Below are 10,682 nucleotides of genomic sequence, written 5' to 3'. Positions count from 1 at the left end.
CCGCAGAGCGCGAGCCCCGCCCCGACCGCCGCGGCCGCGAGCACCCGCGGCATCCGCAGCTCCCACACGATGCCGTCGCGCAGCGGGCTCAGCGTCGGCTCGCCGATGCCGAGGTGTGCCAGCACGCTGGCCCACACGTCGGCGGGGCTGAGTCCGGCGGGTCCGATGGTGACGGCGACGACGACGGATGCCGCGAGCAGCACGCCGAGGGCGAGGGCCCACGCGCCCGTGCGCAGGCCGGTGCGGGGGCGCGGCGTTGAGGTGACGGTGCCCACGGTGCCGGTAGTGCCCGCGCTGCCCGCGCTGCCCGCACCCGGAGCAGCAGCCGCACCAGCACCCGCCTCCGCCTCCGCCCGCGTCGCGCTCATCGCAGGTCGAGCTCCCCGAGCTGGTCGACGAGCGACGACACGGCGCCGACGTTGCGCACGCCGGCCTCGGTCGCCGGGAAGTCGACGACGAGGTAGCGCCCCTGCTGCACCGCGGGCAGCGCGGCGGTCGCCGGGTTCGACTCGAGGTGGGCGATCTTCTGCTCGGCGGTGTTCCACGCGGCATCCACGAGCACGATGACGTCGGGGTCGACGGCGACGATCGCCTCCCAGCCCATCGACGTCCAGGTGTCCTCGACGTCGGCGGCGATGTTCTCGAGCCCGGCGGCGTCCATGATCATCTGCGGCGCGCCGATGCCCGCGCCCACGTAGGGCGTGTCGTCACCCGAGCTGTACCAGAGGGCGGTGAGGCCGGCATCGCTCGGCTCGATGGCGTCGAGCTCGGCCCGCTGCGTCGCAACCAGGTCGGCCGCGGCATCCGGAACACCGAAGATCGCGCCCGCCTCCTCGAACTCGGCGAAGACCTCGTCGAAGGTGAGCGGGTTCGGCATGTAGCCCTCGCCCTTGCACGCCGCGGGGGCGACGTAGCTCGCGACGCCGAGCTTCGCCAGCGTGTCGCGATCGCCCGCTCCCTCGGCCGACAGGTTCGACTCCCACCCGGCGAAGACGAGGTCGGGCTCGGCCGCGAGCGTCACCTCCTGCGACGGCACCTTGTCGGAGAGCATGTCGATGCCGGATGCCGCGTCGGCGAACTCGTCGGGCACGGGGCCGTCCGTGAAGGCGGCGCCGACGATGCGGTCCTCGAGTCCGAGCGCGAGCAGCAGCTCGAGCGTCGACGACTTGATCGTGACCACGCGTTCGGGAGCCTGCTCGAACGTGACCTCGGTGCCGCAGTTGTCGATGGTGAGCGGGTAGCCGGATGCCGCGGCATACGTCTCGCCCGAGCCGGCCGGTGACGCGGGCGAGGCCGTCGACCCGCTCGCGCAGCCGGAGAGGAGGAGGGCGGCGAGGGGCAGGGCGACGATGGCGACGGGAATGCGAGTGGGCATGGGGCCTCCGGGACGGTGTGCAAGTGACGTTCCGACGAAGTCGGGGACTCGCGGCCCAATCCCGGGCCACACGCACCGATCAGATCCAGATCGGCGGTCGTGTCCATCGTAGACCTGCGACGGCCGGCGGTGCCGGCCTCGGCGGCCGGCTCGCCGCTAGACGAGGCCGAGCATCACCGACGCGGCGACGGCGAGCACCACGCCGGTGCCCTGCACGGCGTTGATGCGTTCGCGCAGCACGATCCACGCGAGCAGCACGGTCGCGACCGGATAGAGGTTCACGAGCACGGCGACGACCGCGACGCTGCCCTCGTGCAGGGCGAGCATGAGCAGCACGTTGGCCCCGCCGATGAGCAGGCCGGCGGCACCGGCGAGCAGGCGGGCGCGACGTCGCGGGTCGGCCGGAGGCACCGCGTCGCGCTGAGCCGAACCCGGCGTCGACGCCGGCTCGTCGTCGACCGGATGCGCGTCGAGCACTGCCATCGCGCGCCGCATCGCCRGGACCCCGCGCGCCAGGCCGACGAGCACGAGCAGCAGCACGAGACCCGAGGTGGTGTCGAGGAACACCGCCACCATGCCGGCGTCGGCGGGCGCGAGGTCGAGGGCCACCGTGGCGAAGCCGAACGCCAGGCCCGAGATCGCCGCGAACAGCAGGGTGCGCGGCTTCGCGCTTCGGGCGTCGACCCGCCGCTCGAGACCGATGAGCACCGAGCCGAGGATCGCGACGACGACCGCGACCCACGCGATGGGCGCGAGGTGATCGCCGAGCACGAGGGCCACCACGACGGGCACCGCTGAGCTCAGCAGCGCGATGAGCGGCGTCAGGAGCGAGATCGGCCCGGCGGCGAGCGCCGCGGTGAAGGTGAGGAACCCGACCGCGGCCAGGAGGCCGGCCGTCACGCCGCTCGCGATCRCCGTGGGCGACCACACGCCGCCGACCGTCAGCACGACGATCACCAGCACGACGGTCGCGACGGCGTAGTTGATCGTCGTCGCGGCGAGCACCGCGATGCGCCGTGCCGCGACGCCCGAGAAGAAGTCCGCGATGCCGTAGAGCAGCGCGGCCCCGAGCGCGAGCACGACGATCAGCAGCACCGCGACAGTCTGACGCGCACCGCCGACATCCGCTACGCCCGCGGTGCGAGCGGCGGCGAGGCCTCCACGCCGGCGCCGTCGGCCAAGCCGTCGAGCACCTCGCGCATCGCGTCGGTCGAGCGGTGCCGCGGACTCCAGCCGAGCACCGACCGCGCCCGTTCGGTCGACATGACCGGCACGTTCGCGGCGATGTCGAGCCACCCGGGATCCGAGGCCTGCAGGCGCAGCTTCCACGTGATCCACATGAGGGCCCGCACGACCGCGAGCCGCACGGGGACCACCCAGCGCGCGCCGACGACCTGGCCGAGCGCCGCCGGGTCGAGCACCGGCTCACCGGCGACGTTGAACGCGCCGCCCGCGCGCTGCTCCACGATGCGCACGATGGCGTCGGCGAGGTCGTCGGCGTGCACCGCCTGCGAGATCACCTGCGACGGCACGGTGAGGACGGGGATCCGCACCCGGCCGAGCCACCGCACGGGCAGCAGGGAGCCGGCGAAGAGTCCCGCGATCTCGCTCGCCGCCCCGCGCTGGAACACCAGCCCGGGTCGCACGCGCGTGACCACCACGTCGGGATGCTCCGCCTCGAACTCGTCGAGGAGCCGCTCGTCGACCGCCTTGTGACGGCTGTAGTGCGACGTGTGGATGCCGCCGGTCGGCCAGCTCTCGTCGACGCGGGTGTGCTTCGGACCCCGGCTGTAGGCGCCCACCGACGACACCACGACGACGTGCGGCACCCTCGAAGCGGCCGCCCCGGCGAGTACGCGCCGCAGGCCGTCGACGTTCGTGGCCCACAATTCGCGCTCGCGGTGGTTGGGCTGCAGCAGCCACGCGAGGTGCACCACCGCGTCGGCGCCCTCGAGGATCGACGCGAGCTCGGGCGCGACGCCGGGCTGCGACACGTCGACCGCGCGCCAGTCGACACCGCGATACGGCTCAGACCGCGACTCGGGCTGCCGACGCGCGACGCCGACCACCTCGGTCACTGCCTCGCTCTCGCGCAGTCGGCGCAGCACTGCCGTTCCGATGTTGCCGGTGGCTCCGATGATGACGAGGCGCATGGGCCCTCCGATCGCGTCGCCCGATGCACGTTACGTCAGCGGGCGGCGTCGATCACCGGGTTGACTCGCGCCCGGTCGCGTGGTCGCGCAGGCGCTMGCCGAGGTCGATGGCCTGTCCCGCGAGCGCCGCCGACGTGTCGAGGTCCCGCATCCAGAGGGGCACGGATGCGGCGACGAGGCCGGTCTCCGCGAGCGGCTCGACGGCCGCGGCATCCGCGTCGTCGACGAGCCAGCCATCGATGAGCCCCCCGGCCGAGCGCGCGCCGTAGTGCCGCCCGACGGCCTCGGCCGTGGTGTCGACGCCGATCGCCGGGAGGCAGGCGTCGGCCATCCCGCGCACGACCTTGCCGCCGATGATCGGCGACACGCCCACGACCGGTGCGTGCGTCTCGCGGACCACCTCGCGGATACCCGGGACCGACACGATCGTGCCGATCGACACGACCGGATTCGACGGGGCGACGAGCACCAGATCGGAGCCGCGGATCGCCTCGACGACGCCCGGCGCCGGGCGCGCGTGGTCGAGGTTGCGCTGGCGGAACTCGATGGCCGGCAGGGCGGCGCGGTACCTGGTCCACCACTCCTGGAAGTGCATCTCGCGCTCGCCGTCGAGCTCATCGGCGTCGGCCACGAGCACGTGCGTGTCGACCTCGGTGTCGGTCGCGGGCATCAGCCGCACGCCGAGCGGCCAGCGGAGCTGCAGGCGGGCGGCCACCTCGGAGGGCGTCGCGCCCTCCCGCAGCCAGGCCGTGCGGGCGAGATGCGTGCCGAGGYCGAGGTCGCCGAGCGTGAACCACGGCCAGCCCACGCCCCACTCCCGCAGTTCGGCGGCGACCCGCTCGGTCTCGCCGGCGCGACCCCAGCCGCGCTCGGTGTCGTTGACGCCCGCGAGCGAGTAGAGCAGCGAGTCGAAGTCGGGCATGAGCCGCACGCCCGCGAGCCACAGGTCGTCGCCCGTGTTCACGATGACGGTGACGGATGCCGCCGAGCCGCCGTTCCCATCGGGCCAGCGCCGCGCGCACTCCTCGCGCACCCCGCGCACGAAGCGCGACCCTCCGACGCCGCCCGCGAGCACTGTGATCCGCACCCTGYCACGCTACCCGCGCGCGGAGGGGCGGCCGGCGCGGTCCATCCGACCGCCGCGCCCACGCGTACCCCGAAGTGGGGCGGCCCAACGGCGACGGATTCTCATGTTCGCCTTGACGGCGGCGTCGCGGACTGGTTGCGTGTCCCCCGAACGCAGCAGTTCGCGTCGGCGACCGGGGGGACGTATGACGATGGGGTGGCTCATGCGCGACCGGGCGCCGCGACGGCGGCGTGGCATCCGCGCGGTCGCACTCGGTGCGGCACTCGGGGCGGTCGCCGCCCTCACGCTGGTGGTGCCCGCGCAGGCGGCGGCGCCGTCGTTCGTCGACCCGCCGACCCGGCTGTATATGGCCCCTGCCGGGTCGCTGCCGGTGAGCCTTCCCGACGGCTTCCCGACCGTCGTGCCCGAAGGCGAGCTCGCCTTCGACGGCGGCACCGACCTCATCTCGCAGGACGTGCGCACCATCGCGGTCGAATCGGCCGAGGCGGGCTGCGTCAACGCCGACCCGTGGAACCTCTCGGGCTGCACCGCCGTGCAGCTCAGCGTCTCGCACGGCACGCTCGACTTCAGCGACGCGCCCTCGGTCGTCGACGACTCCGACAGCAGCATCGACGTGCTGCAACTGCCGAGCGGCGCCCTCGTGCGCGACAAGAGCGCGCTCAGCGACCTGCCTGCGCCGATCGTCGCCGTGATCGGAACGACCCAGCAGGTGAACGACGCGCTGAAGACCCTCGTCTACACGCCCGACGACGACTCCGACGACGACGGCACTTCAGACGACCCCTACTCCTACAACGGATCGAACCCCGAGACGCTCGGCGTGACGCTCGTGCCCGGCGACCCGGCGCTCGGCTCCGCGCAGGCCGACATCCAGATCCGCGTGCAGGGGCTCAACGACTTCCCCGAGGTGACGGTGCCCGGTGCGGTCATCCCGGTCGACCCGGCGTCTCCCGACCCGCAGTACCTGAGCGCGACGCCGACACCGGGCGACGACTGGCTCGTCGAGGACGAGGACAACGACGAGCAGGACGGCGACGACACCATCGACGGGCCGGGTGACGCCTGGTTGCTCATCGCCTGGGCCGACTGCGGGGCGTTCTCCATGCGCGCCTCGCCGTTCACCATCTACGACGACCTCGAGCAGCTCTTCGGGGACACCCTCGACTTCGCCGTCTCGCCCGACCCCGCCGACCCCGAGTTCGCGGCGTACGAGGCTGACAAGCAGCTCATCGTCGACGGGGCGATGGCCGCAATCCCCGACGACGTGAAGAACCTGCCGTTCGCCACCGGCAACCCGAGCGATCCGCACAGTGCATTCGCCGGAGTCGTGAGCGGCTCCGACAGCATCGAGGCGCTGAACTACGCGCTCGACCAGGTCGAGTTCCACGCGGGTGCGCTGACGGATGCCACGTGCACGGTGCGCTTCCTCATCTCCGACCTCGGCAACAACGGCCTGCCGCTGCAGTACCTGGGCGACCCGCCGTACGGCATCGAGCTCCCGTTCTTCGGCTTCGACCTCGACACGAACGACGTGCCCACCGTCGAGAAGGTCGTGGTGCAGGTCGGCGAGGGCACCGGGATCGACGTGACCCTGCCGACCGATGTGCCCGTGCCGGAGGGCGCGACGGGCGTGGTGCCCGTCACGATCACGCCGGCGCAGCATCCGGCGTTCGACCTCACGGTGTCGACCGCACCCGTCGCGCCGACGACGGCCGGCGTCGACTACACCTCGCTCGCGGCGACGACGGTGTCGGTGCCCGCGGATGCCGCGAGCGTCGACATCCCCGTCGACGCGCTCGCCGACGCCGTGTACGACCCGGGCGAGACCTACACGGTCACCGTCACGCTGCCCGCCGATCCACCCGGCTACTCGCTGACGTCGTCGGATCCGTCGGCGCTCGTCACCATCGGCGACGACGACCTTCCCCCCGACACGACGGCGCCGACGGTGACGGTCGAGCAGGGCGCGACGCAGGTCGATCCGACGTCGACCCTGCCGATCGCCTTCGACGTCGAGCTCTCGGAGCCGGCCGTCGGGCTCGACGCGACCGACGTCGACCTCGCGTTCAGCGGAACCGGCACGCCGGTCGCGACGCTGGTGCCCGGCGGCTCGCCGACCGAGTACACGGTGACGGTAACCGGGTTGACCGGTGACGGCGTGCTGACCGCGTCGATCGCGGCGGGGGCGTTCACGGATGCCGCGCTGAACGCGAACTCGGCATCGACGTCGACCGACAACGAGGTGACGTACGAGTCCGTCGACGAGCCCGACACGACGGCGCCGACCGTGACCATCAACCAGGGTGCGACGCAGGTGGATCCGGCGCCGGTGCTGCCGATCGTGTTCGACGTGGCGTTCAGTGAGCCGGTGCTCGGCTTCGCCGCTCCCGACGTGACGCTGGCATTCACCGGTGCCGGCACGCCGGCGGCAACCGTCGTGCCCGGCGGGGCGCCGGGCCAGTACGTGGTTTCGGTGAACGGGCTCACGAGCGACGGTCTCCWGACGGCGTCGATCGCCGCGGGCGTGGCGACGGATGCCGCGTTGAATCCCAGTGCTGCGTCGACGTCCACCGACAACACGGTGACCTTCGACCTCGACGACGGCGACGTGACCGCGCCGACGGTGACGATCAACCAGGGTGCGACGCAGGTGGATCCGGCGCCGGTGCTGCCGATCGTGTTCGACGTGGCGTTCAGCGAGCCGGTGGTCGGCTTCGCCGCGGCTGACGTGACGCTGGCATTCACCGGTGCCGGTACGCCGGCGGCAACTGTCGTGCCCGGCGGGGCGCCGGGCCAGTATGTCGTCTCGGTGGACGGGCTCACGAGCGATGGCCTGCTCACGGCGTCGATCGCTGCGGGGGTGGCGACGGATGCCGCACTGAATCCCTCTGCTGCGTCGACGTCCACCGACAACACCGTGACGTTCGACCTCGACGACGGTGACGTGACGGCGCCGACGGTGACGATCAACCAGGGTGCGACGCAGGTGGATCCGGCCACGGTGCTGCCGATCGTGTTCGACGTGGCGTTCAGCGAGCCGGTGGTCGGGTTCACCGATGCCGACCTGACGCTGGCCTTCACCGGTACCGGCACCCCGGTGGCGACGGTCACGCCGGGTGGGGCGCCGGGCCAGTACGTGGTGTCGGTGGCCGGGCTGACGAGCGACGGCGTGCTGACCGCGTCGATCGCCGCCGGCGTCGCGACGGATGCCGCCCTGAATCCCAGTGCTGCGTCGACGTCCACCGACAACACCGTGCGATACGCGCTCCTCGTCGACGAGCCCGATCCGCTCACGATCGACGTGCCCGACGACATCGTCGTCGACGCGCCTCCCGGCGAGCCGGGCGTGACCGTCGTCTTCGACCCGCCGACCACCACCGGCGGCGTCGCCCCGATCACGGTGAGCTGCGACCACGCCTCGGGCGAGCTCTACCCGATCGGCGTGACCACGATCACCTGCACGGCCACCGACTCCGCGCCGCCCGAGGAGGTCATGCTCTTCGCGGTGATCGCCGCCACGTTCACGATCACGGTGAACGAGACGACCGAGCCCGGCCCGGGCGGACCCGGCGACCCGGGCACGCCCGGTGGCTCGGGCGGCGGCGGTACCGGCTCCGGCTCGACCACGGGCACCGGCTCCACCTCGGGCATCGCGTCGACCGGGGTCGAGACGCAGGGCGCCCTGGTCGCCGCACTGGCCCTGCTGCTGGCCGGCGCCGCGGCCGCACGGATCGGAGCGCGCCGCCTCGGTCGACGCTGACGAGCGCACGGTTCCGGATGCTGCGGGCGGCGGCGCGCGGCATCCGAGCCCCGCTTGACCGACCGCGATCGACCGAGCCATCTCACAGTTCGGCGCCACCCTCTGGTGTTCATCGCGCGACGGGTCCACGATGGACGGGAGAACCGCACCGGCGCGGGAGGCCCCATGAACTCGGCACCCACCACGACCCACCGCACCGTCGCCCTCGTGGGCGCGGCAGGCTCGGGCAAGACGACACTGGCCGAGGCGCTGCTGCTGCGAGCCGGCGCCATTCCGCGCGCCGGCACCGTCGAGCAGGGCAGCACGGTCTGCGACCACGACCCCGAGGAGGTCGCGCGGGGCATGAGCCTCAGCCTCGCGCTCGCGTACTTCCAGTGGACCGGGCCCGACGGCGTCGAGTACGACCTGACCCTGGCCGATGCGCCGGGCCATCCCGATTTCGTCGGCGGGGTCGACACCGCGATGTCGGTGGCGGATGTCGCGGTGATCACGGTCAGCGCGGTCGACGGCGTGACCGTGGGGACTCGCTCGGCGTGGGCCGCGGCGGAGGCGGCCGGCGTGCCCCGCATCATCGCCGTGACCCAGGAGGACAAGGCCCGCGCCGACTTCCGCCGGGTGCTCGCCGACCTGCACGCCGCGTTCGGCGACCGGCTCGTGGCGCTCGAGCTGCCGCTCGGCGAGGAGCAGGCGTTCCGCGCGATCGCCGACGTGCTGAGCGAGCAGGCGCTCGTCTACGACGAGACCGGCCGGCATCACGACGAGCCGCTGCCCGCCGAGGCCGAGGCGGAGGAGCACCGCATGCACGTCGACGTGACCGAGGAGATCGTGTCGCACGACGACGAGCAGCTCGAGGCGTACCTCGACGGCCGGGAGCCGTCGGCGCCCGACCTCGAGCGCACGCTCGCCCTGGAGGTCGCGAGCGGCGAGGCCGTGCCGGTCGTCGTCTGCTCCGGCGTGACGGGCACCGGCGTCGACCGGGTCGCCGACCTGGTGTGCGCGCTCGCTCCCTCGGGTCGCGGGCACGACAGCCGGATCGTGCTCGGCGGGGCCGGCGGCGGTGGTGGCGGCGGCAACGGTGGCGGAGCGGCATCCGGAACCGAACTGGCCGTCGCGCCCAACCCCGACGGCGAGGCGCTGCTGCATGTGTTCCGCACCGTGGCCGACCCGTTCGTCGGCCAGGTCTCGACGTTCAAGGTGCTCTCGGGCGTCGTGCGTCCGAGCGACCGGCTGCACAACGCGACCACCGGCGCCGACGAGCGCATCCACGGCCTCTTCCGCCTGCGCGGCGCCGAGCATGTGCCGGCCGACGTGCTGCGGGCCGGCGAGGTCGGAGCCGTGGCCAAGCTCACCGGGTCGCCGTCGGGGTCGCTGCTCTGGACGCGGGCGAACGGCGTCGCCCGTCCGTTGCCGCTGCCGCGGCGCGAGCCGGTCTTCGCGGTGAGCCTCGCCCCGGCGACGCAGTCCGACGACGAGAAGCTCATGACCTCGCTCACCCGGCTCGTCGCCGAGGACCCGACGCTCGTCATCGACCGCACCGGCGGCCACACCGTGCTGCGCGGCCTGGGCGACATGCACCTCGCGGTCGCCGTCGAGCGGCTCGCCCGCGTGTTCGGCGTGCACGTCACCACCTCGCCGGCGCCGGTGGCCTACCGCGAGACGATCGCCGGACACGCCCAGGTCGAGGGCAAGCTGAAGAAGCAGTCGGGCGGCCACGGGCAGTTCGCGGTCGTGCACCTGCGCGTCTCACCGCTGCCGTCGGGGAGTGGCTTCGAGTTCGTCGACTCCGTCGTCGGCGGTGCCGTGCCGCGCACCTACATCCCCGCCGTCGAGAAGGGCGCGCGGGACGCACTCGCCACGGGCGGCCCCCAGGGGCATCCGGTCGTCGACGTCAAGGTGGAGCTCTTCGACGGCAAGTCGCACTCGGTGGACTCGTCGGAGATGGCGTTCCGCACCGCGGCCTCGATCGGCGTGAAGGCCGCGCTCGCCGAGGCCGGCACAGTACTGCTCGAGCCGGTGTCGGTCGTGACCGTGACGGTGCCGGCCGAGCTGCAGGGCACGGTCCTCACCGACCTGTCCGGACGCCGCGGCCGCGTGAGCGCCACCGAGACCACCGACGACGGCCGCACCCGCGTGATCGCCGACGTCCCCGAGGCCGAGCTCGCCCGCTACGTGCTCGACCTCCGCTCGATCACCGGCGGCCAGGCCGAGCTCTCGATCACCCCCGACCGCTACGCTCGCGCCCCGGGCGGCGTCACGGCCTGAGCGGATGCCGCGGGCCCGCCCCGCGCCCCGCCCGCTCACCCGGCC

The 10,682-nt window shown here is 73.2% G+C and carries 7 protein-coding genes; 2 read left to right on the top strand and 5 right to left on the bottom strand.

From position 1 onward, the window contains the following. The 5 genes from AC1DY2_RS08470 to cofD all read right to left on the bottom strand — a co-directional run. Positions 1–368 (bottom strand): iron chelate uptake ABC transporter family permease subunit (locus AC1DY2_RS08470; RefSeq protein WP_476762016.1); only part of this gene is annotated, 368 nt, incomplete at its 3' end. After that, a complete protein-coding gene (locus AC1DY2_RS08465; RefSeq protein ID WP_476762015.1) occupies positions 365–1,375 on the bottom strand; it encodes a putative F420-0 ABC transporter substrate-binding protein in 1,011 nt (336 codons plus the stop codon). The genes AC1DY2_RS08465 and AC1DY2_RS08470, both read right to left, overlap by 4 nt. 156 nt (positions 1,376–1,531) lie before the next feature. Beyond that, positions 1,532–2,470 (bottom strand): EamA family transporter, encoded by a 939-nt coding sequence (locus AC1DY2_RS08460; protein ID WP_476762014.1) that lies wholly within the window; start codon positions 2,468–2,470, stop codon positions 1,532–1,534. Between the two features lie 32 nt (positions 2,471–2,502). Continuing rightward, a complete protein-coding gene (locus tag AC1DY2_RS08455) occupies positions 2,503–3,528 on the bottom strand; it encodes an NAD-dependent epimerase/dehydratase family protein (protein WP_476762013.1) in 1,026 nt (341 codons plus the stop codon). 52 nt (positions 3,529–3,580) lie between these two features. After that, positions 3,581–4,615, bottom strand: coding sequence for a 2-phospho-L-lactate transferase (gene cofD, locus AC1DY2_RS08450; RefSeq protein ID WP_476762012.1), 1,035 nt, complete (start codon positions 4,613–4,615; stop codon positions 3,581–3,583). Between the two features lie 202 nt (positions 4,616–4,817). Here cofD and AC1DY2_RS08445 point away from each other — a divergent pair, with 202 nt between their 5' ends. Both AC1DY2_RS08445 and AC1DY2_RS08440 read left to right on the top strand, forming a co-directional pair. Next, positions 4,818–8,375 carry an HYR domain-containing protein gene (locus AC1DY2_RS08445; protein ID WP_476762011.1) on the top strand — a complete coding sequence of 1,186 codons (3,558 nt, stop codon included), beginning with the start codon at positions 4,818–4,820 and terminating at the stop codon, positions 8,373–8,375. Positions 8,376–8,540: 165 nt separating this feature from the next. After that, entirely contained in the window at positions 8,541–10,637 is a 2,097-nt protein-coding gene (locus AC1DY2_RS08440; RefSeq protein ID WP_476762010.1) for an elongation factor G, read from the top strand. The last annotated feature ends 45 nt before the right edge of the window (positions 10,638–10,682 follow it).

The organism is Agromyces sp. P1_H4 (assembly GCF_056405255.1).
This window is presented reverse-complemented; position numbering and strand designations above follow the sequence as displayed.

What these genes read in the sequence shown, in the direction of transcription:
- AC1DY2_RS08465 (WP_476762015.1), bottom strand. Translation starts at nt 1,375, where the DNA reads ATGCCCACTCGCATTCCCGTCGCCATCGTCGCCCTGCCCCTCGCCGCC.
- AC1DY2_RS08455 (WP_476762013.1), bottom strand. Translation starts at nt 3,528, where the DNA reads ATGCGCCTCGTCATCATCGGAGCCACCGGCAACATCGGAACGGCAGTG.
- AC1DY2_RS08440 (WP_476762010.1), top strand. Translation starts at nt 8,541, where the DNA reads ATGAACTCGGCACCCACCACGACCCACCGCACCGTCGCCCTCGTGGGC.